This is a genomic window from Comamonas sp. Y33R10-2, from assembly GCF_019355935.1.
Classification (GTDB): Bacteria; Pseudomonadota; Gammaproteobacteria; order Burkholderiales; family Burkholderiaceae_C; genus Comamonas.
The window spans coordinates 65,765-92,540 of the sequence record NZ_CP079925.1; the positions used below are offsets into that span (position 1 = coordinate 65,765).

The following is a 26,776-nucleotide window of genomic DNA, read 5'->3' on the forward strand; positions in this document are numbered from 1 at the left end:
AGCGGCACCACGGTGTCCGGGTGTGTGGTTGCATCCGGGGTTGCTGCTAAACCCATGTCTGAAACGGTTGTCTTGCGCGGGCCAGAGCGGCCAGACTTGCTACGCCATGAGGTGCTGGCAGATATTTTTGAAGCAACGGCTGCTGCCTATCCCCAGCAGATTGCGCTGATTGAAGGGCAGGGCGATCAACTGCGGCAACGCAGCTATGCCCAGCTGGATGCACAGGCTAGTCTTGCGGCCCACCGGCTGATCGAGGCGGGCATACGCCCCGGCGATATGGTGGGCCTGTGGCTGCCGCGCGGTATCGAGCTGCTGACCCTGCAACTAGCCATTGCCAAGACCGGCGCCGCGTGGCTGCCCTTTGATGCCGAAACCCCGCTAGATCGCATTGCCACCTGTCTTGAAGATGCGCAGGCCAAGGCGCTATTGATTGCGCAGCAGCATACGCAGGCAGTACAAGCGCAGCAGGGCATTACGGCGCAGATATTCAACGAAGTAGATCTTCTGGCGGCGCTGCCTGAAGGCGTTGATCTGCGCCGCCGTGAAGGCGCACTGCCCAGCCACCCGGCCTATGTGATCTATACCAGCGGCTCCACGGGCAAGCCCAAAGGCATCGCCATTACGCAGGGCAGCATCTGCCACTTTTTGCGCAGTGAGAATGCGCGCCTTGGTGTGCGCCAGAGCGACAAGGTGTACCAAGGCTTCTCGGTGGCCTTTGATATGTCTTTCGAGGAAATCTGGATCAGCTATTTGGTGGGCGCCACCCTGTGGCTGGCCCCGCGCGAGATTGCGGGCGACCCTGAGGCGCTGCCCGCAGCACTGATTGCGCAGCAGGTCACGGTGCTGCATGCCGTGCCCACGCTGCTGGCACTGTTTGCACAGGATGTGCCCAATTTGCGGCTTATTAATCTGGGCGGCGAGATGTGCCCAGAGACGCTGGTGGCACGCTGGGCCAATCCATCGCGCCAGATGTTCAACACCTATGGGCCAACCGAGGCCACGGTGTCGGCCAGTCTGGCCGAACTCAAGGCGGGTGAGCCGGTGACCATAGGCTCCCCCCTGCCTAATTACGCCATGGTGGTGGTGCAGGTGATTGAGGCGGACAGCTTTGCCGCTGGCACGGCTCCTGCGCTGCATGGCTTGCCGCAGGGCGAGGTGGGTGAGCTATGCATTACCGGCCCCGGTGTGGCTGCAGGCTATCTGGGCCGGCCAGAGCTGACGGCGGAGAAGTTTTTGCACAACCCGTGGGCCAATGGGCCGCAGGATGCACGCCTGTACCGAACGGGTGATCTGGCGCGCATTGATGAGCAGGGGCAGATTCACTGTCTGGGCCGTGCCGATGATCAGGTCAAGATTCGCGGCTTTCGCGTGGAACTGGGCGAGATTGAGGCCGTGCTGGCGCAGCAACCGGGCGTGGGCACCACGGCGGTGCTGCTGCGTAAAGATGGTGGCATGGATCAACTGGTGGCCTTTTACGTGCCCACAGACGCGCCGCCCACGCAGTCTGCATTGCGCAGTGCGCTGGCTGAGCGTCTGCCACCCTATATGGTGCCCGCCCGCTTTGATGTTTTGAGCGAGATGCCGCGGCTGACCTCGGGAAAGATTGACCGCAAGGCGCTCAAGGCGATGGAGCTATCCACCGTGGTGGATTTGTCTGATTCTGATACGCCAGAGACTCCGGCTGAGGTGTTGCTGTTTGCCGCACTGGCGCAGCTTTTCCCCGGGCAGCCGGTGCGGCGTGGGCTGGATTTTTTCAGCGACCTAGGCGGGCATTCGCTGTTTGCTGCGCGCCTGATTTCTCAGCTGCGCGCTGATCCGCGCTTTGCGCAAGCCACCGTGAGCACGATTTATCAGCAGCGCAAAATTGGCTTGATTGCCGAGGCCTTGCAAGCCGTCATGTCTGTGGGCGATGCGGCGGCGCAAGAGAGACCTTTCCGCATCCACTCCGCATGGCGGCGCTGGCGCTGCGGGGCGGCGCAGGCCATGATGATTCCGCTGCTGGTGCTGATCAAAATGTCGCAGTGGCTGGCGCCATTTTTTACCTACCACTTCTTCACCGGCGATGAAGCGGATTCGGTGCCGTTTGCGGTCGCCATGTCGGTGCTGGCCTTTGCCATTGCAACACTTGCCGAGTTTGCGATTGCAGGCGCCGGGAAATGGCTGATCGCCGGGCGATTGAAGCCAGGCCGCTATCCGCTGTGGGGCTTGACGTATTTCCGCTGGTGGCTGGCTGACAGACTGGTGGAGGCTGTGCCTTTGTCCATGATTACAGGCTCGTCCTTACACCCCATGTGGCTGCGCATGCTGGGCGCGAAGGTGGGGCATGAGTGCAACCTGGGCTCGATGACGGTGCGCGCTCCTGATTTGCTGCGCATCGGGGATGGCGCCAGCATAGGCAATGCCGTCAGTCTGGAAAATGCGCGCGTTGAAGGTGGCGAGTTGGTGCTGGGCCGCATTGATATTGGCAATGAGGTTTGCATTAGCTCGTATGTGGTGATTGAAGGCAACACGCGGCTGGAAGACTGGGCGCATCTGGAAGGCCAGTCCGCACTGGCCGATGGCGCGGTGCTGCCAGCGCGCAGCGTGTGGGCGGGATCGCCTGCGCGAGAAGTGGGCAGCTTTAACCCTGCCAGCCTGCAGCCGCGACACTCAGTGGGCCGCTTGCGCAAGGCGGCTGAAATGCTGGTTTATCTGACGGGCGGTTTGCTGGTTGCCACGCTATTTTTCATGCCGGTTTTCCCGACCTTCATGCTGATCGACATTCTGGATATCGAAGAAATTTCCGTCAGGCCACTGCTGGAGCAAGGCATTGTTGACGCAGGTGGGGCCTTTGTACTGCGCCTGATCAAGTTCTTCGTGCTTGCCCTGCCTGCCAGTGCGGTGCTGGTGGCTTGCACGGTGCTGGTAGCGGCACTGGTGCGCTATCTGTTTTTGCCACGTACCAGGGCGGGCACTTGGTCCATCCACAGCCGCCGCTATCTGGGCAAATGGATGGTCAACCAGATTCAGGAGGCCAGCCTGAGCACACTGCACGGCATTTATGCCACGGTGTACTCGTCCACTTGGTATCGCTTGCTGGGTGCTAAGGTGGGCAAGCAAACTGAGTTATCTACCGCTTTAGGCGTGGTGCCCGACATGCTGACGCTGGGCGATGAATGCTTTGTGGCTGATGCTGTGATGCTGGGTGACGAGCATATCGATGGCGGCTGGATGACGGTCAAGCCCACCGTAGTTTCGCGCCGCAGCTTTATTGGCAATGGCGCCTATGTGCCTGATGGGTCGACCATTCCTGAAAACGTGCTCGTCGGCGTGATGACGGCCGTGCCGCGCAACGCCGATATGCAAAGTGGCGACACTTGGCTGGGCTCACCCGCTATCAACTTGCCCGCACGAGAGGACGTTCAAGGTTACCCAGAGCATCTGACGTTTGCACCATCTCTGTGGCGGCGCGTGGGGCGCGGGCTGGTAGAGGCCTTCCGCATCGCCGTGCCGCATGCACTGGTGATTGCCGTGGGTTACGCGGTGGTGCTGGATGCGATGCCGCTGGCTACTGCTGACCGCTGGGGCGCGGTTGTGCTGGATCTGGCTATTGCTGGGGTGATCTTTGGCATGGTGGTCTTTGTGCTGGTAGCACTCTTCAAATGGCTGGCTGTGCGCCGCTACAGCAAGACCGCCGTGCCCATGTGGACGCCGTTTGTCTGGCTCTCTGAAGCGGTGACCAACCTGTACGAAGGGCTGGCGGTTCCTAACTTCTTGCGCTATTTGCGCGGCACGCCCTGGCTGCCACTGGCTTTGAACCTGATGGGTAGCCGCATTGCCCCCAGCGCGTGGCTCGATACCACGGACATTACGGAGCACGATTGCGTGGAGATTGGCGCGCACAGCGAGCTGAACGCGCTGTGCTGCCCGCAGACGCATCTGTTTGAAGACCGGGTAATGAAGGTTGACCATGTACGCATAGGCAGCCGCGTGACTATGGGCGCACGCTGCACGGTGCTGTATGGCGCCGCGGTGGGTGACGGCGTGCAACTGGGGCCGATGACTCTGGTGATGAAGGGCGAAAGCTTGCCTGCGGCCACGCACTGGCAAGGAACCCCTGCAACAGCTGTGCCGCGTAAGGCATCACATAAAGCGGCATAAGAGGCGGCATCAATTTGTGCAGATTGAACATTGCGCTATGGAGGGCGGGGCACTGCAGAGTGCCCCAAAGAGTTGCCCAAAAAGTGGCCCTCATTTACGGCTGGTGCATGGCCTAAGCCGTGACAGAGAGCAGGCGCGATTGCAGGCCCGCGCTGCACTGCGCAGCTGCCTGGCGCAAGAGCTGGCTTGCCCTGAGCAAACCTTGCGTATCAGCAATCAGCGCAACCAAGCGCCGCAACTTTGGCTGCATGGCGTGAAGCTTGAACAGCCTTTTTGCTCCATCAGTCATACGCCGGGGCTGGCGCTGCTGGCCTGGCATCACGCAGGGCCGGTGGGTGTCGATATCCAAGCGGTGAGCCGTGATGCTCCGCGCCATGAACTACAAGCGGTAGCGCAGCTATTTCTAGCATCAAATACGGCTCAAGTGATTGAATTGATTGCACATGATGCTCTGTTTTTTGAAGCATTCTCTCGTGCGTGGGCCGCGCAAGAAGCACGCCTCAAATGCACCGGTATCGCACTGGTGGAATGCAATGAGGCCTTGCAAGCTTCTTTGGCGGGAATGCACTGCCAGCCATTGATGGTGCCGGATGGCTATGCCGCAGCCGTAGCGTGGAGATAGCGCTCAGCAGATCAGTCCGACCTCGCAGGCCCCTGAGGTCATTGAATCCAACCGCCGCGCTTAGCGTGGATGCGAGTCCATGCATCATCCAGCCGGCCGCCATGAATCTCGCAAGATGCCTGCTTGTTGACGGATCCCTCTTGAACAACTCCGAACTGGTTGGCGAAGGAAAAGCGTACTGGAAGGGTGATGGTCAGCACGCGCTGGTCTTTGGTGAAGTCCAGATACTGCGTCTCAAGCGGCAGCTGCATTTCCCTTCGATACCAATTGAGGCAGAGTTTGGCTTCTTGCTCATAGACGCTGGTTGGGATATGCGCTGGCGGTGGTGGCAAAGCTGCGCTGGGTTCTTGCGGCAGTGTCACGATCTGGCCGCTGCCGGCCAGCGGAGCCGACAGCATGGGCGCGGGGGGCGTATAAATCTGCGTGGACTGCATGCCTGACTGGCAAGGCCCATCTTGATACCAAGTCTGATTGCCATTGCTGCATTTCATGACGGCAAAAGCCGCGGGGCTGATGGTCAACAAGGCGAGCAAGCTTAGTTGCAATGGAAGCTTTTTCATTAGGCGCTCTTGTGAATCAATCACCTTATTGTGTCTAACGGTTGCCGCAAAAATATTGCAGAAATCCCCGTAAAAAAGGGCTGCCAATCTTGCGATTGGGCAGCCCATTTAGTTAGGAACTAGCGCTTTATTGGAAGCCCAGCATATGTGGCAGCCATGTCGATATCGCAGGGATAAAAGTCAGCATGCACAGCACCACAAAGTGCGCCAGCAGGAACAGCGGCATCTCACGCGTAAGGTCGGTGATGGACACACGTGTTGCCACCGAAGTCACAAACAGCAGGCCACCCACGGGCGGTGTAATCATTCCTAGCGTTAGGTTGACGATCACCACCATGGCGAAGTGCGTGGGATCGATGCCGAGGCTGAAAGCGATGGGCGCCAGAATGGGCACCAGAATCATCACGCCTGGCAGGGGCTCCATGAAGATGCCGAAGACCAGCAGCAAAATGTTCACTGCGATCAGGAACATCACGGGGGACAGCTCCCAGCTCACGATCAGCTCGGACAGGTATTGCGGAATGCCTTCCACCGTCAGCACCCAGGCAAAGGCGGCGGAAGTTGCCATCACCAGCAGCACGGAGGCCGTAAGCATGGCCGAGCGAGCCAAGATGCCGGGCAGGGCCGACCATTGCAGCGTGCGGTATACCCACTTGCCGCAGACCAGTGCATAGAAAACGGCTACCACAGAGGCTTCTGTGGGCGTGAAGATGCCAAAGCGAATGCCAACGACGATGAGCACAATCAGCATCAGCGCAGGGATGGCCTTGAAGCTGGTAATCCACATTTCACGCGCTGATGGACGTGGTTCAGTGCTGCGGTAGTCGCGCTTTTTACACACCCACCAGTTGACCGCCGCCATGGCCAGCGCAATCAAAATACCGGGAATAAAGCCCGCCATAAACAGGCCGCCCACGGACACATTTTCATCTTGCAGCGCATAGATGATCATGCTGACTGATGGCGGAATGATGGGGCCGACGATGGCGGTGCTGGCTGTGAGCGCAGCAGCATAGGGACGGCTGTAGCCAGCCTTGTCCATCATCTTGACCATCATCGAGCCGGGGCCGGCGGCATCAGCCAAGGCCGAGCCAGAGATACCCGAGAACAGGGTCAGCGACATGACATTGGCATAGCCCAGCCCGCCGCGCAGGTGGCCGACAAACTGAGCCGCAAAGCGCAGCAGCACGGCGGTGAGTGCACCGCCTGACATCAGCTCAGCCGCCAGAATAAAAAAGGGCACAGCCATCAGCGGAAAGCTGTCGATGCCCGTGAACATTTCTTTGAAGACGATGAGCTGTGGATAACGTCCACTGACAAAAACTGCCAGTGCCGCAGAGATGGCCAACGCAAAAGCCACCGGAAAGCCCAGCACCAGCAGGACGATGATGGCGACAAATAAAGTGATACCCATGATTTTTTCAGTCGATCAGTAGCTCATGGCGTGTTGCATGAAACTGGCGTGTCCTAAGCGAGGACACCAAGTAAGGGCAGCCCCGCACCGAAGGTGTCGTCCCCATCCTGCGCAGCGAGAGAGGGGGGAAGCAGCGTAGCTGCTCAGGGGGTGTTTCATATTCATATGGATGCGGCTGCGTCGGCATCCATTTCGTCGGACTCCGCAAAATCGCCTGTACGGATGTAGTTACGTGCAATGAACAGCAGGTGAATCAGCATCAGCACAAAGCCCACGGGCATGGCTGCGTAGATATAAGAAATGGGGATATCCGTGGCAGCCGTGGTCTGAAAGCGCGTGGCATACACGTACTGTGAAGACGCGACGGTCATCACTGCAAAAAACACTGCAAGGCAGACCACAACAATACCGCGAAGGTACTGGGCGTTGCGGGTGCTGACGCTGCGGTGCAGGTTATCAATCGCCACATGACCACCAAAGCGCATCACGAGACCCGCACCTAGGAAGGTGACCCAGATCATCATGTGACGGGCGACTTCTTCGGCCCAGACAATGGAGTCCCCCGTGGTGTAGCGCAACACGACATTGGCAAAAACAATGCAGGCCATGGCCAGCAGCAGCACGATGAGCAGCCAGCGGTTGCAGGCGACAAGAGTGCGTTCAATACGATCAAGCATAGGAGGTGGGGCTGTAACAAAGCAAAGTAAGTGCCTTGCTGCGGTGCAGAAAAAATTCGAGGTCATCATGCCGCAGTAGGCATGATTGTCCATTCGTGGTGCCCGTAGTCGTCAGCGTCCTTAGCAGTTGCTTCGAGTTTGCTTCAGACAATAAAGCCGGTGACGCAAGCCACCGGCTTTCAAAGCGTAAACGCGCTCTAAGGACTTAGACGTTAATTACTTCACGCTGGTGATGGAGTCCAAGGTCTTCTGGCCAAACTTCTTGGCGTATTCCTTGTATGCGGGCTCCAGCGCAGTGCGGAAGGCGGCTTGGTCCACCTTTTCAACAACCTTCATGCCGTTGGCCTTGGCTTCTTCGACGCCCTTCTTTTCCACAGCGTCCACAAAGCCGCGCGAGGCGATAGCACCCTTCTTCGCGCCTTCAGTGAAGGCTGCTTTTTGCGCTGCGTTGAGCGAGCCCCAGAACGAAGGCGAGACGATCAAGGCCATAGGAGCGTAAACGTGAGCAGTCAGTGTCAGGTGCTTTTGCACTTGCCACAGCTTGGCGGAGCTCAACACAGAGATAGGATTCTCTTGACCATCAATCGTGCCTTGCTGCAAAGCGCCGATCACTTCGGGCCAAGACATAGGGGTGGGTGATGCACCTAGCGTGCGGAAGGCCGTGATGTGAACGGGGTTCTCAGTCACACGGATCTTCAGACCCTTGAGATCAGCCACGCCGTTGACGGCATGCTTGTTGTTGCTCAGGTGGCGAAAGCCTTGCTCTCCCCAAGACAGCGCAACCAGACCGCGCTTTTGAAACTTGGCCAGCAGCTCTTGACCAAAAGCACCATCCATCACTGCGCGGGCATGTTGTGTGTCACGGAACAGGAAGGGAATATCGATGACGCCCACGTCAGGCACAAAGTTGCTCAGTGCGCCGGTGGAGACGATGGCCGCTTCCACGGTGCCCAGTTGCAGACCTTCAATCAGCTCGCGCTCGCCACCCAGTGCAGAGGCAGGAAATTGCTTAAATTTGTAGGCACCGTTGGTGCCTTTTTCTACGCCTTCAGCCCATGCGTTTGCGGCTGCACCGTAGTGAGAGTTGATGGCCAGCGCATAGCCAATCTTGACTTCTTTGCCTTGGGCAAACGCGGTGCCTGCGGTCAGTGCGGCGGTGCTGGCAATGGCAGTGGCAACAAAAGTACGGCGAATCATGCGCATGGTTTGGGTCTCTCTGAAATGTTTTGAAATGAATCAAAAATTGTAGTGAGTGCCAACCTGTGGTTTGCACCTAAAAGGTGCTCGTCTTGCACGCACTATCTCATCGCGCTTGGAGATGGGTGGTGTTGAAAGCATGTAAAAAAGCCCACAGGGAAGGTCTGCGGGCTTGTAGGTTGGATAGGCTGCTCACCAGCTCCAGCGCATCCCCGCCTTTGCAGCCCAAGCATCGCCCTTGTTGCCGCCAACACCTGCGGAATAAGACAGCGAGCCATAAACGGCCAGTTGCTTGTTGACCTGCTGATCAATACCACCGGTCAGGCCCACGGCCGTGCCTTTGAGCGAATTCTTAAAGACGGGCTCTGGGCCACCCTGCGCTGCGATGTAGCGAGCTTGGGTTTCGCCCTTGAACTCATGCATCAAATCAGCACGCACCCATATTTTGGAGTCTTGCTTGGTTTGATAAGTGGCTTGCACGCCAAGGCGGCCCCACAGAGAGTTGGCGTTGCCAAAGTCATAGCTTCCGATGCGTTGGCCGTTTTCAACCACATTGGCGCTATTGAGCGAGACATGTTGCCAGCGCAGTTGGGCTTGAGGTGTCAGCGTCCAATCGGAGTTCAGTGCAAAAGGCACGCCGCCTTCAATCGATGCGCCAAAGCCTTTGCCGCCGCTCTTGGTGCTGTTAGCACCCAGTGCACTGGTTTTGATGTCGTAATCGGTGTATTGCAGCACGGCATCCAGATACTGGCCTTGTTCGGCAATGCGGCTCCAGTACAGACCCAGTGTTGTGCCTTGTACACGTGATTTTCCAGCATCGCCCGATTGTTGAGTTCTGTAGTTTGTGAAGCTGATATCACCGCTGGTCTGACCCAAAGCCACAAAGGCACCTGCGGCTTGACGCGCATTGCCAGATTGGTTGCGGTAAAAATCCATGCCCAGCTGCGCAACGTAGGTGCTGTAGTCGATGCCGGGAGCCATGCTTTGATCGCCAGTACCTGTGCCATAGCGCTTGCCGCCATCGCGGCTGCCGCCTTGGGCGATCATGCGTACCCAGCCTGGCGAGGCTTGGTCTTGCTGCTTTTGCATGCCGTAGCCATACACACGGCCGCCCATGCGCTCTTGCCAGCTATCGAGCGTGGCAGCGCCATGCAGCAGTGCCAAGGTGGGCGTAGCTGCCATGACGGCGGTCTGAGGGCTGTAATTTTGCTGAGGAGCTGGGGCAGGGCTGGGTGACGGGGAAGGCGACGGTGACGAGGAAGGAGAAGGCGATGGTGATGGGGCAGGAGGTTGCGGCGCGGCAGCACTGCTCAGATACCAGCTCTCATCGGTATTGCGCGCCAGACTGTAGTTGTAGGCACCTGCGGAGACGGTGCCTCCATTGAGTGCAAAAGCTCCTGCATCCGTTGTGGCGCCGTTGATGGCGTTGATGACTTGAATGCCATTGCCAGTGGTCTGTGCGCCCAAGCCACCTTTGTTGGTGACGCTGACCGAAGTGTTGCCACTGGCCTTGCCACCATCAATGATCAGCTTGTCGGTGGGGGAGCTGCTGTCACCCAACTGGGTGTTGATCAACAACTTTCCGTTGTTGCCCACGTAGTTGCCTTGCACGGTCAAAGTGTTCAGAGCACCTGCCGCGCTGTTGCGCAGGTCTAGCGTGCCGGCATTGTTCACACTACCGGCAATGGTGCGGGCAGTGGATGCTGCACCTGCAATGGCTACAGACGAGGTCGAATCGATATTCAACTGACCTGTAAGGCCACCTAAATTCAGATCACCGGTCAAACGCGCCGCACTGGCATTTTGCAGATTTAGGGTCTGCCAGTTCAACACATTCACGCCTTGCGCGGGTGTATCGGCCGCGGCGCTATAAATATTGAGGCTTTGGCCTTGCAAGGTCAGGTTGTTGGTGCCAGCCCCGCCATCAAGGCGGGGTGTTTGGCTCAGGTCGTAGCCTGAGGCGATCAAGGCCGTGTCGTTACCATCACCCATGTTCAGCGTGCCGATCAGGCGGCCTGCGGTGCCAGTAAAGCTGTCGTCACCAGCCATGGTGAGAACATCGCCCTGAAAGTTGCCACCAGTCTGGGTAATGCTGTCTGCGCCGCTGCCGCCCAGATAGGCTGCGCTTGTGCTGGGTGTATGAGGGGGCTGCGTGCCGACGGAGCCGCCCTTCATGGCAAAGCTATTGCTGCCTTGGGTGGCAGACAGGTCAATGACGGCATTGTTGTCAGCCACTGTTTTCTGAATCTGGCCGCTGTTGCTTAGGCTGATCTGCGTAGTGGCTTCACCAGAAGCTGCCGCAATGGCCGACCGAGCGCCAGAAATCGTGCCGGTGTTATCGATGCTGATGGTGCGAGCCGTACCTGCGGTGGCAGATGCATCTGCCATTTGCAGCGCACCCAGCGTGGTGCTGGAAGAAGTCAGCGTTCCGCTGTTGACGATGGCGGTATTGCCCGCGCCCGAGGTTGATAGGTTTACGGCTGCCGCTGTGGTGGAGATAGTGGCAGCGTTGTTCAGGGTCAACTGACCAGCACCTGTGTGGCTGAGGGCAATGCCTGTGCTGTTAGCTTGCTGAAGATTAAAGGTTGCGCCTGAGTCAATCTGAATGCTGGCATTGGCGGTGGATGCTGCTGTTGATGCCAGCCCGACTGCTGTGTTGCTGGCGCCCAGTGCATTGAATGTGGTTTTATCTCCCACACGAAGCTGGAATGTCCCCGTTTGTGCTGCTGGCGCAGATGTTGTGCCCAAAGCGATCACGCCACTTTCGTTGGCGTTTGATCCTTGGAGAGAGGTGAATAATGCGTTGGTGCCACTTCCATACGTGCTGATAGTCGCGGCGTTATGAACTTGAATCAGGCCCGAACCACCGTTAGCGGTATGCCGCCAGTTGTAAGGCGTGTCTTGTAAGGTGGTGGCCTTCAGCTCATTAATGTCGGCCTTGGTGTAGCTGTCCGAGGTTATTGCGTTGGTATTGGCGCCCAGCTTGGCGTTGTAGCTGCTTGCGCCGGGTTGAACCTGCTGTTGAACAGCTGCTGTACTGCCCCAAGGGTACTGACCGGCAGTGCTGGAAAGCAGCCCGCCAACGGTTAAGTTGTTGGCGCCTCCAATACGCAGGGCTTCGCCAAAAGGTTTGTCACTGAAGAACCCCACATCAAGATTGCCGGCTACATGGAGATTGCCGTTGGCCAGCTCAAGTGCTGCTGCGCCTTGGCTTTGATTGGTGTAGTCCCACCGATGAGCAGACATGTTGCTACTGACATTCATGGTGCCCCCGGCAGCGATGTAGACCGCTCTTGTGTAGCCCCGTCCAGAACTGCTGATATCAATATTCTGGGCGTTGATGGTGCTTTTATTTGCGTTGGTATTGGGATTGGGGGAAGCGTTGCCATTGATGCTGAGCCCGTGAATACTCCCGCCGTTGTAGGCATCGATCGTGACATTTGGCTGAGTAAAAGTCAGCACGCCACCGGAGTAAACATAGACCGTGTTTGCGCTGGAATACTTGGGGGATGCAGCAGTGCAGTTGGAGCTATCAGTGGCTCCTACCGCCCAGTTGGGTGTGAATGAGTTGTCGACACAGCCAGCATGGGCTTGGGCTCCGGCGGTCAATACAACGACGAGTAGAAGTGCGGATGTAACAATGAGACGAACGCTGCAGCTCTTGCCGCGTGCACGTGAAATTTCTGACGTTGCTACCCAAGCACCCAGTGCTGGATTCCAAATAGACCGATAGGATTTATTCATTAACTCACCAAACTCAGTAGATTGGGTGAATTAGATGTTTTCTATGAAAAAGTTTATTTAGGTTAGAAGTTGTTATTAGGGAGAGTGTTTTGCTTTCTGATTTGTAAGTGCCAGCCTACTTTCCAGGCTTACTCAGTGTTTGAGACACATGTCAAAATTCTTGACATTTCAGAGGGCGCGGACGAATTCACGCTGTAGTTGTTTCGCGCATTGAAGGGGTTGATCTGGGCTGTAGGTTCAGAAAGCGAATAAGTACCCTAACTACAGAAACGCAAAAGGCCTGCGAGCATGTCACAGGCCTTTAAAAAGATGAGCGTTTAGCGCTGGTGTTGATTGAATTTCAGTGTGATATCAATTCATTCAGCAATAGAAACAGGAACAAGTAGCTATTAATTTTGAGTGCCTAGCAACTGATCGACCAGTTGGACAAAGCCATCACCACGTTCAGCAGGAGTTACGTAGCGGGGCAGGTGCTTAAGTTGGGGGACAAAGCGCTCGATGTTTGCCACGCCGACGCTGTGAGGCATGTGCTGGAACATCAGCTGGTCATTGGTGGAGTCACCGATGTAGACCCACTGATTCAGTGTGGCGTCCAGATCGATATCGAAGAGTTCACGCACAATCCAGCGCGCGCCTTCGAGCTTGTTGTGCTCACCAAACCAGCCATTGATGTGGATGGAACTGACGGTGGCGTTCATGTCTGCGTCACGCATGATTTGCACGCACGCATCGATTTGCGCCTGCGGCAGGTGGGTGAACTCGCTGTGGTCCACTGCGATATCGCACTCGCGGCCTGCAGAGTCTGTAGCGCGTGTGGCGCCGGGCACGGTAGCTTCGATTTGCTCGAGCACTTGCTGCATCTTGGAAAAGTTGCTGGCGCGCTCTTGGGCGTCTTGTTGATAGAGCTTGTCCAAGCTGCCTTCGGCGTTACGGCGCAGGGCCACAGCACCGTTTTCAGCCACGATGGCATCTACGGGCCAGGCCGATGCAAAAGGCACGCTCCAACCCACGGGGCGGCCGGTGATAGGCACCACTTTCAAGCCCGCCTCCTTGAGGCGGGCAATAGCGGCCACCACGTGGTCTGGCACCACGCCATCGGTGGTCAAGGTGTCGTCGATATCGGTCAACACGCCCAGCAGCTTGGCGGGTGTTTGCAGTTCAGACAGGGGGCGCAGAAATTCTAGGCTCACAAAAAACTCTCAATGCATTGCAGGTGACGCTGGAAACTGGCACTACCCATCGGCGAGACGCCGAGCAAGGGCCGCCCCGCTGCGAGGGCGTCGTCCCCCTCCGCGAAGCAGAGAGGGGGAAGGCGCAAAGCGCCTTAGGGGGATCAGTTTGCTGAGCCTAGTGCCAAGCCTGCGTGCTCGCGCAACGGGTGGAAATGAATCTTGGGGAATCGTTCCTGAGCCAGTCGCACGTCGTAGGGGCTGGTGCACAGATAGGCCAGCGTGTCTGCCGCATCGTGCGCTAAACGCATGGGGTAGGCGTTTTCAAACTCACGCAGATCGGCGGCGTTGTCGGCCGTAATCCAGCGTGCGCCGGTGTACTGGCAGCCTTCTAAGCGCACATCGCAGTCGTACTCGGCTTTAAGGCGGTGTTGCACCACTTCAAACTGCAGCTGACCTACGGCGCCCAGCAGCATATTGCCACCGATATCAGGTTTGAACACTTGAATCGCACCTTCTTCACCCAGCTGCATCAGGCCTTGCTGCAACTGTTTGGTGCGCAGCGGGTTCTTCAGCACCACGGTCATGAACATTTCGGGCGCGAAGAAGGGCAGGCCGGTGAACTGCAGGCTTGGGCCATCAGTGATCGAATCGCCCAGTTGCACGCCACCGTGGATGGTGAAGCCGATGATGTCGCCGGCAAAGGCTTCATCCACCGCTTCGCGGCGCTGCGACATGAATGTCACCACGCTGGTGGGGCGCAGTTCCTTGCCGGTGCGCTGCACCTTCATCTTCATGCCGGGGGTGTACTTGCCGCTGGCCACGCGCACAAAGGCGATGCGGTCGCGGTGGTTGCTGTCCATATTGGCTTGCACCTTGAAGACCACGCCAGCAAAACCTTTGTCTTCGGGGTTGATGGTTTTTTCTTCGCGGTTGCGGTTCACTTCTGTGAATGCAATGCGCGGGCCGGGCGGGGGCGACATGTCGACCACGGCGTCCAGCACTTCCATTACACCGAAGTTATTTACACCGGAGCCGAAGAACACAGGCGTCAACTTGCCGGCCAGGAAGTCTTCATGGCTCCACTCGGCGGAGGCGCCCACAGCCAGTTCCATGGATTCCAGAGCATCGTCAAACGCTTGACCAAAACGGGCACGCAGCTTGTCGGCCTCGGTCAGGGGGATGACTTCAAAGTCTTTGGGGCCACGATCGCTGCCGGGGGTGAACACCGTCATGCTCTTCGTGCGCAGATTGATGATGCCGCCGAAGCTCTTGCCTTGACCGACAGGCCAGGTGATAGGGCAGCAGGGCATGCCCAGCTCGCGCTCAACTTCGTCCATGATGTCCAGCGGATCGCGCACTTCACGGTCAAACTTATTGACGAAGGTGATGATGGGCGTGTTGCGCTGGCGGCAAACTTCAATCAGTCGGCGGGTTTGCGATTCCACACCGTTGGCTGCGTCAATCACCATCAGGGCCGAGTCCACGGCCGTCAGCACGCGGTAGGTATCTTCCGAGAAGTCCTTGTGGCCGGGGGTGTCGAGCAGGTTGATGACGTGGTCGCGGTAGCTCATTTGCATCACCGACGATGCGACCGAGATCCCGCGCTGCTTTTCAATTTCCATCCAGTCAGACGTGGCGTGGCGGCTGGCCTTGCGGCCCTTGACCGCTCCGGCGATCTGAATCGCGCCCGAGAAAAGCAGCAGCTTTTCGGTCAGCGTGGTCTTACCCGCATCCGGGTGGGAAATGATGGCGAACGTACGACGGCGCTGAGTTTCTGGGGCGTATGACACGGTATTGAGAGCTGTAAATACAGCCGGAGATACCGGCTGTGACCACAAAAAGGTGCAGCGATGGGTGAGCTGCACAAGGCCTGCGCCTATACGGGGCAGACCTGTGAATAAGGCTTGAGGGCGCTTATTTTAGCGGTAGGGGCAATTCATGGAGGCTGTCTGGTAATGAGAGCTTGCCGCTGCAAGTTGAAGCGCTGTATGAAGTAAATAGAGTAAAGGCTGGTGAGAAGGGGATTCCCTTATAATTGCCGTCCATCCGAGGAGCGTTGCAGCGTTCCCCAGTCGGCTTAGCGCCGGCCACAGCGGGGCGTGAGGCTCGGATTTCATCTCGCAACGACGCTCACCCACGCTTTCTGTGCGGTGAGATGGCATTCGCCCCTTCTTCCGCGGAACGTGGTTTTTCATTCAAATTTTGGAGAAAACCATGAACGCTGCTGTTCGCTTCAACCCTGCTGATTCGGCTATTACCGACATTACCCTTGCCGCCTGGGGCCGCAAGGAAATTCAAATCGCTGAAACTGAGATGCCCGGCCTGATGGCCATTCGCGAAGAATTCGCGGCCACTCAGCCCCTGAAGGGCGCGCGCATCACTGGCTCGCTGCACATGACCATTCAGACGGCCGTGCTGATCGAGACTCTGAAGGATCTGGGCGCTACCGTGCGCTGGGCTTCTTGCAACATCTTCTCGACCCAAGACCACGCTGCTGCGGCCATCGCCGCCACTGGCACGCCTGTGTTCGCTATCAAGGGCGAGTCGCTGAAGGATTACTGGGACTACACCCACAACATCTTCGAATTCGGCGCCAAGGGCACTGAAGGCGAAGGCCCCAACATGATTTTGGACGACGGCGGCGATGCCACCGTGCTGCTGCATCTGGGTCAAAAGGCTGAGAAAGACATCTCCGTGCTGGCCAACCCCGGTTCGGAAGAAGAAAAGATCATGTTCGCGGCCATCAAGGCCAAGCTGGCGATTGATTCCACCTGGTACACCCGCAAGTCGGCCGAAATCCGCGGCGTGACCGAAGAAACGACCACCGGTGTGCACCGCCTGAACGAAATGTCCGCCAACGGCTCGCTGCTGTTCCGTGCGATCAATGTGAATGACTCGGTCACTAAGAGCAAGTTCGACAACCTGTACGGCTGCCGCGAATCGCTGGTGGACGGCATCAAGCGCGCCACTGACGTGATGATCGCCGGCAAGGTGGCTGTGGTGGCTGGCTACGGTGACGTGGGCAAGGGCTGCGCCCAAGCCCTGTCCGCTCTGCGCGCCCAAGTGTGGGTGACTGAGATTGACCCCATCAACGCCCTGCAAGCCGCCATGGAAGGCTACAAGGTCGTAACCATGGAATATGCCGCCGACAAGTGCGACATCTTCGTGACCACCACCGGCAACAAGGACATCATTCGCCACGAGCACATGGTTGCCATGAAGGATGAAGCCATCGTCTGCAACATCGGTCACTTCGACAACGAAATCGACGTCGCTTCGATCGAGAAGTATGAGTGGGAAGAAATCAAGCCCCAGGTCGACCACATCAAGTTCCCTGATGGCAAGAAGATCATCCTGCTGGCCAAGGGTCGCTTGGTGAATTTGGGTTGCGCCACCGGCCACCCCTCGTTCGTGATGAGCGCATCGTTTGCCAACCAAACCATCGCCCAGATCGAGCTGTTTACCCGCCCTGAAGCCTACGAAGTGGGCAAGGTCTACGTGCTGCCCAAGGTGCTGGACGAAAAGGTGGCACGCCTGCACCTGAAGAAGGTGGGCGCACAACTGACTGAGCTGAGCGACGTACAAGCCGCTTATATTGGCGTGAAGAAGGAAGGCCCTTACAAGCCTGAAACTTACCGTTATTAAAAATAGCGACACCCCCTAAGCCGCTGCGCGGCTTCCCCCTCTCTGGCTTCGCCGGAGGGGGACGACACCTTCGGTGCGGGGCGGCCCTTCCTCGGTGTCTCCTTGTGGAGGCGTGCCGGTGTTGAAGAGTGGTTATTTAATTTGATAGCTGCTAGCGTGAGTTCTGTATGAGTTTCAGGTTTATAAGTGTCTGAATTTCAATAGATACAAGCGCAAGAAGCTATCTAAAACAGATTTTTGCCTCGCTGCACTACGGTGCAGTGCCCGGCTTGGTTAATTTCAAAGGAAGCGACGCTATGCGCGCAGATGTTTTTTTGGTGGAAGCAGGTCATGCTTCGACACGCTCACAGGCGCAACGCCTGATTGCTTCGGGCGTGGAGTGGCGCCTGACGCCGCTGGCTCCTTGGAAGAAGGTTTCCAAGAACGGTGACGATATTCCTGCAGGCGCTGAGCTGAACTTGCTCGATGCGGCTGAAGCCAAGTACATCTCGCGTGGCGGTCTCAAGCTCGAAGGTGCGCTGGCGGCTACTGGCATTGCTGTGAAAGATCTGCGTTGCCTGGACGTAGGCCAAAGCACCGGCGGTTTTACCGACTGCTTGCTGCAGGCCGGCGCTGCCCAAGTGGTGGGCGTGGATGTGGGTCACAGCCAGTTGCATGAGCGTCTGCGCAATGACGAGCGCGTGATCTGCGTGGAAAGCTTTAACGCTCGCACGCTGACGCCTGAGTCGCTGGAAGAAGCTTGCGATGAAGCGCTGAGCGAAGTGCTCGAAGTCGAAGAAGACAACGATACCCAGCCACAAGCTCCTTACGCCTGGATGCGCAACGGTGGTCAGGTCGATGAGGACTATGACGACACTGATGACGCTAAAGAGCAAGACATTGAGTCCTTCAAGGCTGAGCGTGCGGCCAAGGCTCGTGCCAAGTTTGAAGGCAATGCGCCTGTAGAGAGCCGCCGCAAGGCGGGCACCGAGAACATTGACATCACGCCCGCGTTTGACTTTGTCACCGGCGATGTGTCCTTTATCTCGCTGACGTTGGTGCTGCCGTCCGTTGTGCAAGTGCTCAAGCCACATGGTCAGCTGCTGATGCTGGTCAAGCCCCAGTTTGAGCTTCAACCCGGCCAGATTGGCAAGGGCGGCATTGTGCGCGACAAGGCTTTGTACTTGGAAGTTGAGCAGCGTATCCGTGAATGCCTCACCGGTTTAGGTCTGACGGTCAAGCGTTGGATGGACTCGCCTATCGAAGGCGGCGACGGTAACCACGAGTTCTTCGTCTGGGCCGAGCAAGGCGCTGAGATTAAGGCTCCTGCTCCTCAGCTCGCCGTTGATGAAGAAGCCAGCGCCAAGCCAGCCGTTAAAACGACAGCCAAGCGCCCATCGCGTGCCGACATTAAGGCGCATCGTGCCAAGCAAGAGCTGTATGAAGACCCTGAGACGGCCAGCTTTGGTCAGCCCGGCCCTGGCCGCGGCAAGCAAAAAAAGCGCAACGAGCGCTAAGACCTGCGCTTTGAAGAGCGGCTAACACAACCGAGCAAATCGAAGGTTTGCTTTTGAGACGAGGCGCGAAGCCGTAGGCAGTACAAAAGTACGACAAGCCAAAGCAAGGACGTCTCAAGGGTGGTGTTAGTGGCTCTTAGCAAAATGCCATGGGCGTTGAGTGTTCAGCGCTCGTTCCTGATTCAAGATTCAAAGACCCAGACTGCTATGAGCTTTCCCGTCAGCTTCGAGTTTTTTCCCACCAAAACGCCTGAGGGCGCGGCCAAGCATGTGGGTGTGCGTCAGGCGCTGTATGCGCGCAAGCCTCAGTTTTGCTCCGTCACCTATGGTGCGGGCGGCTCTACGCAGGCCGGCACCTTCACTATGGTGAAAGACATCCAGAGCGAAGGCGTCAACGCGGCTTCGCACTTCTCATGCATTGGTGCAACGCAAGACTCCGTGCGCGCCGAACTCACTGAACTCAAAGCCATGGGCGTTAAGCGCATCGTGGCCTTGCGGGGTGACTTGCCCAGCGGTTATGGACTGGGCGGCGAGTTCCATTACGCCAGCGATCTCGTTGCATTTGTGCGACAAGAATTTGGTGACTGGTTTTACATCGAAATCGCCGCTTATCCCGAAACTCACCCTCAAGCAAAGTCCCCACGTAGTGATCTGGACGCATTTGTTGCTAAAGTTCGTGCCGGTGCAGATTCTGCCATCACGCAATACTTCTACAATGCCGACGCATACATGCGCTTTGTAGATGAGGTGAAGGCCTTGGGGCTCGACATTCCTGTCGTGCCAGGAATCATGCCCATCACCAGCTCTACACAGCTGATGCGCTTCTCGGATGCATGCGGCACCGAGATCCCGCGCTGGATTCGCCTGCGTCTGCAGGCTTACGGAGATGACACCGCTTCCATTCGTGCGTTCGGATTGGATGTGGTGACGCATCTTTGCGAACAGTTGCGCAGCCAGGGAGCTCCCGGGTTGCACTTCTATACGATGAACCAGAGCGTCGCCACTCTGGAGATCTGCGATCGTCTGGGCCTGTAAGCCATAAGCTTGCTGGCCGCTGGGCGGCCAGTCTTGGGCGACTCTCTCTTGAGCTATCAAGGAGATTGCGCCCGTGCAACCCAAATTTTCGCGCTTGCGCTGTTATCGATGGATTAGTCTTGCCTTGGTCACTGTGACCATGGCTGGCTGTGCCCCTCTGCCTGAAAATATGGCACAGCAAGAGCCGGTCCTTCAAAGCCGACCTTCAAAGCCAGTGGCGCAAGCCAGCGCCTCTGACCCTTTGCGTCCCGATGCTTACTCGCGCAGCAACTTTCGCGATAGAGGGCTGGGCGTGAAGGCGAATAAGCCTTTAGACGCTGAGACAGCAGATTTTCCGGAAGACAGCACTAAGTATGAACTGAGCCCCTCGCGTGAAAGCGATCAGTCGGGCAAGGCTTCTTGGTATGGCGGTCAGTTCCATGGCCGCAAGACTGCCAGTGGCGAGCGCTTTGACAGCATGGACATGACGGCTGCGCATAAGACCCTGCCTTTTGGCACGCGCGTCTGTGTACGCAGTGCGGTGACCGGTAAAAGCGTGGTGGTGCGCATCAATGACCGCGGCCCGTTTACTCCTGGGCGCATTATTGACTTGAGCAAGGGTGCCGCCCAAGAGCTGGGCATGCTGGGTTTGGGGGTCAAGCCTGTGGAGCTGTGGCAGCTCGAGGTGGATGAAGAGGAATGTCCTATGACTCGTATCTCATCTGCAGAAAAGAAGCGGATGGGAGATAAAAAGCGCGCTGCCAGTGCCTCTTCCAAATCGACCAAGGTGCGCGCAGCATCGGCCAGTAAGCCTGTACGTAAAGTTTCTGAGACCGCTAAGCAAAAGCGCTGAGTGAAGCACTGCGCTGGGTGAGTAGCGTAGCCGCCAAGCTCCGTCTCGAAGAATGACGCCGGCAAACGGAAGAGCGCAGCGTCGTTATACGTATTTCAAACTCAATGGAAACAGTTAACCGCTGGCGAGAATTTAGGCGCAGTCTGGTGACTGCGCCTTGAGGCCCGTGAGCCAATTACTTTCCGCCGGATTCGAGTGTGAATGCCGCATTTTCGTCTTGGCCCAGCAGTTTGACGAGCTGAGGCATGGCGGGTTTGAGATTCTCTTTCAGGTTGAAGGGCGGGTTAACGATGAACATGCCGCTGGCAGGCAGACCGCCGCGCTCGGATGTCTTGTTGCTCTTCACGGTGAGCGTGGCGTGCAGCCAGCTCTTGCCAGCCTTAGTGGCCATGGTCTTGATGCGCTTGGGCAAGTCATGCGCATCAGGGCGGGGAATGATGGGATACCAAACGGCATAAGTGCCGGTGGGAAAGCGCTTGAGGCCGTCTTCGACCATATCCAGCACGCGGCCGTAATCGGTCTTGATCTCATAGCTAGGATCGCACAGCAGCAAACCGCGGCGTGATGGTGGAGGCAGGAATTTCTTCACGCCCTCAAAGCCATCTTCCATCAGAACATTGACCTGACGAGGCACTTCCAGCTGAGCGATATTGCCCAGCAGCGAGTGCATGTCCGTGGGGTGCAACTCAAAAGCCTTCAGGCGGTCATGAGCGCGCAGCAGAGCTTGAGTGATGAAGGGCGAGCCGGGGTAATTGCGAACAGTATTGCCTTGATTGAAGCTGCGCACCATTTGCATGTAGTTTTGCAAAATGGGTGCCAGATCGGACTCTTTAGCGGCGAGCATACGCAGGATGCCGTCTCCGGCTTCGCCGCTCTTGTTGGCGTAGTCGCCGTCGAGGCGGTACAGGCCTGCGCCTGCGTGGGTGTCGAGCACCGTCAGCGCAGCCTCTTTTTGCGTGAGGTATTGCACAGTGGCAATCAGAATGGTGTGCTTGAGCACATCAGCGTGATTGCCGGCATGAAAGGCGTGGCGATAACTGAACATAGAAAGGAATGGTAACCAGCAGGGTAAAAAAGAGGAACAGCACTTTTTACCCTGTGGTTTCTAAAGGCTGCTGATGCCAGTGCGCAGAGTGAGAAAAAGGCCAAATGGGCTCTTTCACAACAGGCTGCTGCACGAAAAAACGCAGGTTCTGTCGTTTTTGTATAATGGCGGGCTTCGCAGCGATTTTATGGTCCCCGCGGCGAAGGCTCAAACTTCGGTCTGAGTAACCCCGCCTAAGAGGCTTCCTTTAAAAGATTCGTCTTTTTCGAGAAGAAGCACCGACCGCGGAAAAGGGGCCGCCAAACCCTCTAGAAAGAGAAAACTCATGTCTACATTCAGCGCAAAGCCCGCTGAGGTCGTGCACGAGTGGTTTGTGATTGACGCCACCGATAAGGTGCTCGGACGTGTCGCCAGCGAAGTGGCACTCCGTCTGCGCGGCAAGCACAAAGCCATTTACACACCTCACGTTGATACCGGTGACTACATCGTCATCATCAATGCATCCAAGATCAAGGTCACTGGCACCAAGAACTTGGACAAGGTGTACTACCGTCACTCCGGTTATCCAGGCGGCATCACTGCCACCAACTTCCGCGACCTGCAAGCCAAGTTTCCTGGCCGTGCAATCGAGAAGGCCGTTAAGGGCATGCTGCCTAAGGGTCCTCTGGGTTACGCCATGATCAAGAAGCTGAAGGTTTACGGTGGTGCTGAGCATCCTCACACCGCTCAACAGCCTAAAGTGCTGGAAGTCTAAGGAGTCGAGATGATTGGTGATTGGAATAACGGCACTGGCCGTCGTAAATCTAGCGTCGCTCGCGTGTTCCTGAAGAAGGGCTCCGGCAAGATTACTGTGAATGGCAAAGACATTCAAGAGTACTTCGGCCGCGGCACCTCCATCATGATCGCAAAGCAACCCCTGGCTCTCACAGAGAACCTGGAGTCTTTCGACATTCAAGTGAACGTCCATGGTGGCGGCGAATCCGGTCAAGCCGGTGCAGTTCGTCACGGCGTGACTCGCGCTTTGATCGACTATGACGCAGCTTTGAAGCCTGTCCTGAGCCAAGCCGGCTTCGTGACTCGTGACGCTCGTGAAGTCGAACGTAAGAAGGTTGGTCTGCGTGGTGCTCGTCGCGCCAAGCAGTTCTCGAAGCGTTAATTCGTTTCCCAGCCAGAAAGACTCTTCGGAGTCTTTCCGCGAAAAACCGCTCCGAACGCAAGTTCAGGGCGGTTTTTTTATGCCCGCTCCATTCGTGCTTTCAGGTTGGCTGGCGCGGCTTGGTAAGCATCGAGGCAATGCCCCCACTTGGTTTGGAGGCAAAGAATTGCTGTCTGAATTCCCGAGCGCCTTGCTGTACCATTTGCTTCAATCAAGAACCTACGGAGTATTGCCATGAGCGCCGTTGCTGAAACCACGACAACTGAAATGCCTTCCCCCATCGTCTTCACTGACAGCGCTGCTGCCAAGGTGGCGGATTTGATCGCCGAAGAAGGCAATCCTGATCTGAAGCTGCGCGTGTTTGTGCAAGGTGGCGGCTGCTCGGGCTTTCAGTACGGTTTCACGTTCGATGAAATCACCAACGACGATGACACCACCATGACCAAGCGTGGCGTCTCCCTGCTGATCGACTCCATGAGCTACCAGTACTTGCTGGGCGCCGAGATCGATTACAAGGAAGACCTGCAAGGTGCTCAATTCGTGATCAAGAACCCTAATGCATCCACTACCTGTGGTTGCGGTTCTAGCTTCTCGGTTTAAAGCCATGCACTTTCAACGCCAGCATTTGATGCAAGGCGTTGCTACACACTCAAGCCGCTGACTGCCAGCGGCTTTTTTGTGGGCAAAATAAAAATAACAGGAGATCCGCATGAGCGAGCTATCTGCCCCCAACACTGCCCCGCATAAGGAAAGACTGCTGTGGCTGGTCGCCGTCGGTTTCTTCATGCAGACGCTGGACGCTACGATTCTGAATACAGCTCTGCCTTCCATGGCCAAGGAGCTGGGCGAGAGCCCCATGAGGATGCAGTCCGTCATCGTGGCCTATGCGCTGACCACGGCTATGTTGATTCCTGCAACTGGCTGGATGGCAGATCGTTTTGGCACGCGGCGCATCTATGGCTTGGCGATTGGTTTGTTTGTGCTTGGCTCGGTGTTGTGCGCGCTGTCGCCCAGCCTACCGTTTTTGATTGCGGCACGGGTCGTGCAAGGCGTGGGCGGCGCCATGATGCTGCCTGTGGGGCGCTTGGCCGTGCTGCGCAGCTATCCGCGTGGCGAGTTCATTCGCGCTATGAGCTTTATCGCCATTCCGGGTCAGGTGGGGCCGTTGTTAGGCCCCACGCTGGGCGGCTGGATGGTGGAGTACGCCAGTTGGCACTGGATTTTCTGGATCAACGTGCCTGTGGGGTTGATCGGGCTGTGGGCTACTTGGCGCTGGTTCCCACAGAGTGCGCCAGTGGTTGTTCATCGTTTTGATAGCAAGGGTTACGCCATGCTGGCTTTTGGCATGGTGGCGATTTCGGTGGCGCTGGATGGTTTGTCGGGCATGGGGCTGGGCATGGCTTTGGTCGTGGTCCTCATGGTGTTTGGCTTGGCTAGCTTGTCCAGTTACTGGATGCATGCGCTGCGCGTGGAGGAGCCACTGTTTCCGCCAGCACTGTTCAAAGTGCGCTCGCTGCGCGTGGGGCTGTTGGGGAATTTGTTCACGCGTTTTGGCAGCGGTGCCATGCCTTTTCTCATCCCCTTGATGCTGCAGGTCGGTTTGCAAATGTCGCCTATGCACGCGGGCTTGATGATGCTGGCTACCGTGATCGGCAGCATGCTGGTCAAGCGCATGACGGTACGCACCGTGCAGCGCTTTGGCTACAAGCGCGTGCTGCAGGTCAATTCGGTCATGCTGGCCATCATGCTGGCATCGTTTGGGTTGGTCACTTCCGCCACGCCGACTTGGCTGCTGCTGGTGCAGTTGTTCATCTTTGGCGGCTTTAACTCCATGCAGTTCTCGGCCATGAATTCGGTCACGCTCAAAGATATGGAGGGTGAATTTGCTAGCAGCGGCAACAGCCTGCTATCGATGGTGCAAATGCTGGCCATGAGCATGGGCGTTGCCCTGGCCGGTGCCTTGCTCACTGGCTTTAGCGATATGTGGCCGGCACAAGCGCCAGGCGGCATGCAGGCGATTCGCGCCACATTTGTAACTGTGGCTTTGATGACGTTGGCAGCGACTTTGATCTTTAGCCAGCTCGACAGTGATGAGCCCGTGCGCCCTGCGCCTGACGGCGGCGATGCTTAAATAAAGATAGCTACAAGTCGCCTAGAAATATGCGGCTGAGAGTGTTTTCACCATGAGGTGATCGTTTGTTAAGGACTACTAGCTATCAATACCGAAGTTAACTAAGCGCATCTTTTCGGCAATTGCCGAGGGGATGCGCTTTTTTGCGGCCTCTTCTTTGGTTTGGGGAGGTGTATATCGCCTGCCGCATAGCCCCTATGAGCTGGGCTATATATGAAGAGGCTTATGCGCACGTAGTCTCTTGCTAAAGGCTGCGCATTGGAATACATCTTGCATGCAAGCAGTTCAACAAATTCTGTCCCACGATCATGAGCAATTCTCACAACTCTCAACCCATACGCTTTTATCACCGCGGCGAGGTGGTCGAAGTCCAAGGCCCGCACCCCACCCGATCGGTGCTGCAGTGGCTGCGTGAGGATGCCCATTGCACGGGCACGAAGGAAGGCTGTAACGAGGGCGACTGCGGCGCTTGTACCGTGGTGATTGGCGAGCTGGCCGAGGCTGGTGATGCGCAGGCCATCAATGGACTCAAGCTGCACACGGTCAACGCCTGCATTCAGTTTCTGCCCAGCTTGCATGGCAAGGCCTTATTCACGGTGGAAGACCTGAAAAAGCAATGCGCTGGTAAAGCGACCTGTGCTGGCAAGCCTGCGGCGCAAGCTTTGCACCCGGTGCAGCAAGCCATGGTGGACTGCCACGGCTCGCAATGCGGCTTTTGCACGCCGGGCATCGTCATGTCGCTGTGGTCTAGTTATGAGCATCACCAGCAAAACAATACCCAGCCCACGCGCCAGCAACTGGCTGATGATTTGTCTGGCAACCTCTGCCGCTGTACGGGCTACCGACCTATTCTGGATGCGGGCCAGCGCATGTTTGATCTGCCGCAGGTACGCCTTGACACAGCGCCCGTGGTGGCTGCGTTGCAAAACCTGCAGAGCAGTGCCGAGGGGCTGAACTACGTGTGCAGCCAAGGGCAGCGTACCGATCACTTTCACGCGCCGCTAACGTTAGATGTGCTGGCTAACCTCTACGAAGCCAAGCCCAAGGCGCGCATCGTGGCGGGCTCTACCGATGTGGGGCTGTGGGTCAACAAACAGTTCAAAGACTTGGGCGACATCATCTATGTGGGCGATGTTGCGGAAATGAAGCGCATTGAGGTGCGACAAGGCGCTGAGGGCAGCGAGCTCTACATAGGCGCAGGGGCATCGCTTGAGGCTGCATGGAGCGCGCTGGTGCAGCGCTGGCCAAGCCTTGCCGATGTGTGGCTGCGCTTTGCTTCCAAGCCCATTCGCCACGCGGGAACCATGGGGGGAAATGTCGCCAATGGCTCGCCCATTGGTGATTCGCCCCCTGTGCTGATGGCACTGGATGCGCAGATCGAGCTGCGCAAGGGCGAACGCGTGCGCCGCATGCCGCTGCAAGATTTCTATGTCGACTACATGAAGAACCAGCTGGAGAGCGGCGAGTTTGTGCAAGCGCTGGCTGTGCCACTGACTGCCATGCAGCGCCAAGTGCGGGCGTACAAGATCAGCAAGCGTTTTGACTGCGACATCTCGGCGCTGTGCGCGGGCTTTGCGCTGGAGCTGGAAGGCGATGCGGTCAAGGCCGTAAGACTGGCTTTTGGCGGCATGGCTGCTACGGTAAAGAGAGCTGCCAGCGCAGAAGCAGCCTTGGCTGGAAAGGCGTGGAGCCTTGAAAATGTCAAAGCCGCGCAAGCTGCGTTGGCGCAGGACTTCAAGCCCATGAGCGATATGCGCGCCAGTGCCGATTACCGCTTGAAAGTGGCGCAGAACTTGATCGAACGCCTGTGGCTGGAAACGCGTACCGACCAGCCTTTGAATGTGGATGCCACCAGCGTGTGGAGCGTGATGCCTCATGTGATCCCCACCGCTGCTGTGCAAGGAGTTTGA

19 protein-coding genes and 1 riboswitch are annotated in these 26,776 nt (G+C 57.3%); of the genes, 11 read left to right on the top strand and 8 right to left on the bottom strand.

Translation table 11 applies throughout. The annotated features are described in order from the left end of the window. Positions 1-54 precede the first annotated feature (54 nt). Positions 55-4,140, top strand: a complete 4,086-nt coding sequence (locus KUF54_RS00255) for a Pls/PosA family non-ribosomal peptide synthetase (protein ID WP_219344175.1) — start codon at positions 55-57, stop codon at positions 4,138-4,140. A 139-nt stretch (positions 4,141-4,279) separates the two neighbouring features. Further along, complete coding sequence (locus KUF54_RS00260; RefSeq protein WP_219344177.1) at positions 4,280-4,762, top strand: 4'-phosphopantetheinyl transferase superfamily protein; 483 nt, start codon at positions 4,280-4,282, stop codon at positions 4,760-4,762. Positions 4,763-4,800: 38 nt separating this feature from the next. On the opposite strand, the gene KUF54_RS00265 is transcribed toward KUF54_RS00260, so the two are convergent. From KUF54_RS00265 to KUF54_RS00295, 7 genes are all read right to left on the bottom strand, one after another. Then, a complete protein-coding gene (locus tag KUF54_RS00265) occupies positions 4,801-5,322 on the bottom strand; it encodes a hypothetical protein (protein WP_219344179.1) in 522 nt (173 codons plus the stop codon). 127 nt (positions 5,323-5,449) lie between these two features. Further along, entirely contained in the window at positions 5,450-6,736 is a 1,287-nt protein-coding gene (locus KUF54_RS00270; protein WP_219344181.1) for a TRAP transporter large permease, read from the bottom strand. A 161-nt stretch (positions 6,737-6,897) separates the two neighbouring features. Continuing rightward, positions 6,898-7,413 (bottom strand): TRAP transporter small permease, encoded by a 516-nt coding sequence (locus tag KUF54_RS00275; protein WP_219344183.1) that lies wholly within the window; start codon positions 7,411-7,413, stop codon positions 6,898-6,900. A 216-nt stretch (positions 7,414-7,629) separates the two neighbouring features. After that, a complete protein-coding gene (locus tag KUF54_RS00280; RefSeq protein ID WP_219344186.1) occupies positions 7,630-8,616 on the bottom strand; it encodes a TRAP transporter substrate-binding protein in 987 nt (328 codons plus the stop codon). A 186-nt stretch (positions 8,617-8,802) separates the two neighbouring features. After that, the gene (locus KUF54_RS00285) at positions 8,803-12,354 is read right to left on the bottom strand and encodes an autotransporter outer membrane beta-barrel domain-containing protein (protein ID WP_219344188.1); all 3,552 of its coding nucleotides are present in this window, start codon (positions 12,352-12,354) and stop codon (positions 8,803-8,805) included. Between the two features lie 389 nt (positions 12,355-12,743). Further along, positions 12,744-13,544: an HAD-IIB family hydrolase gene (locus tag KUF54_RS00290; protein ID WP_219344190.1), complete on the bottom strand. Its 801-nt coding sequence runs from the start codon at positions 13,542-13,544 to the stop codon at positions 12,744-12,746. 143 nt (positions 13,545-13,687) lie between these two features. Continuing rightward, entirely contained in the window at positions 13,688-15,316 is a 1,629-nt protein-coding gene (locus KUF54_RS00295) for a peptide chain release factor 3 (RefSeq protein ID WP_219344192.1), read from the bottom strand. A 252-nt stretch (positions 15,317-15,568) separates the two neighbouring features. Then, a riboswitch (S-adenosyl-L-homocysteine riboswitch) is annotated at positions 15,569-15,665 on the top strand. A 75-nt stretch (positions 15,666-15,740) separates the two neighbouring features. Between KUF54_RS00295 and ahcY the strand changes: the two genes are divergently transcribed. From ahcY to KUF54_RS00315, 4 genes are all read left to right on the top strand, one after another. Continuing rightward, positions 15,741-17,171 carry an adenosylhomocysteinase gene (gene ahcY / locus KUF54_RS00300; RefSeq protein WP_219344194.1) on the top strand — a complete coding sequence of 477 codons (1,431 nt, stop codon included), beginning with the start codon at positions 15,741-15,743 and terminating at the stop codon, positions 17,169-17,171. A 296-nt stretch (positions 17,172-17,467) separates the two neighbouring features. Beyond that, positions 17,468-18,667 (top strand): TlyA family RNA methyltransferase, encoded by a 1,200-nt coding sequence (locus tag KUF54_RS00305; protein ID WP_219344196.1) that lies wholly within the window; start codon positions 17,468-17,470, stop codon positions 18,665-18,667. Positions 18,668-18,874: 207 nt separating this feature from the next. Next, positions 18,875-19,702 carry a methylenetetrahydrofolate reductase [NAD(P)H] gene (gene metF / locus KUF54_RS00310; protein ID WP_219344198.1) on the top strand — a complete coding sequence of 276 codons (828 nt, stop codon included), beginning with the start codon at positions 18,875-18,877 and terminating at the stop codon, positions 19,700-19,702. Positions 19,703-19,841: 139 nt separating this feature from the next. Next, positions 19,842-20,534, top strand: a complete 693-nt coding sequence (locus tag KUF54_RS00315) for a septal ring lytic transglycosylase RlpA family protein (protein ID WP_219346203.1) — start codon at positions 19,842-19,844, stop codon at positions 20,532-20,534. A 175-nt stretch (positions 20,535-20,709) separates the two neighbouring features. Here the strand turns inward: KUF54_RS00315 and KUF54_RS00320 are convergent, their stop codons facing one another. Further along, positions 20,710-21,579: a 23S rRNA (adenine(2030)-N(6))-methyltransferase RlmJ gene (locus KUF54_RS00320; protein ID WP_219344200.1), complete on the bottom strand. Its 870-nt coding sequence runs from the start codon at positions 21,577-21,579 to the stop codon at positions 20,710-20,712. 325 nt (positions 21,580-21,904) lie between these two features. Between KUF54_RS00320 and rplM the strand changes: the two genes are divergently transcribed. From rplM to xdhA, 5 genes are all read left to right on the top strand, one after another. Next, positions 21,905-22,333 (top strand): 50S ribosomal protein L13, encoded by a 429-nt coding sequence (rplM, locus tag KUF54_RS00325; RefSeq protein WP_219344202.1) that lies wholly within the window; start codon positions 21,905-21,907, stop codon positions 22,331-22,333. Positions 22,334-22,342: 9 nt separating this feature from the next. Beyond that, a complete protein-coding gene (gene rpsI / locus KUF54_RS00330; protein WP_219344204.1) occupies positions 22,343-22,735 on the top strand; it encodes a 30S ribosomal protein S9 in 393 nt (130 codons plus the stop codon). A gap of 234 nt (positions 22,736-22,969) precedes the next feature. Continuing rightward, positions 22,970-23,335: an iron-sulfur cluster insertion protein ErpA gene (gene erpA / locus KUF54_RS00335; RefSeq protein ID WP_099738926.1), complete on the top strand. Its 366-nt coding sequence runs from the start codon at positions 22,970-22,972 to the stop codon at positions 23,333-23,335. Between the two features lie 109 nt (positions 23,336-23,444). Further along, a complete protein-coding gene (gene mdtD, locus KUF54_RS00340) occupies positions 23,445-24,866 on the top strand; it encodes a multidrug transporter subunit MdtD (protein WP_219344206.1) in 1,422 nt (473 codons plus the stop codon). 308 nt (positions 24,867-25,174) lie between these two features. Beyond that, on the top strand, positions 25,175-26,776 hold the full coding sequence (xdhA, locus tag KUF54_RS00345) for a xanthine dehydrogenase small subunit (protein ID WP_219344208.1): 1,602 nt from the start codon (positions 25,175-25,177) through the stop codon (positions 26,774-26,776).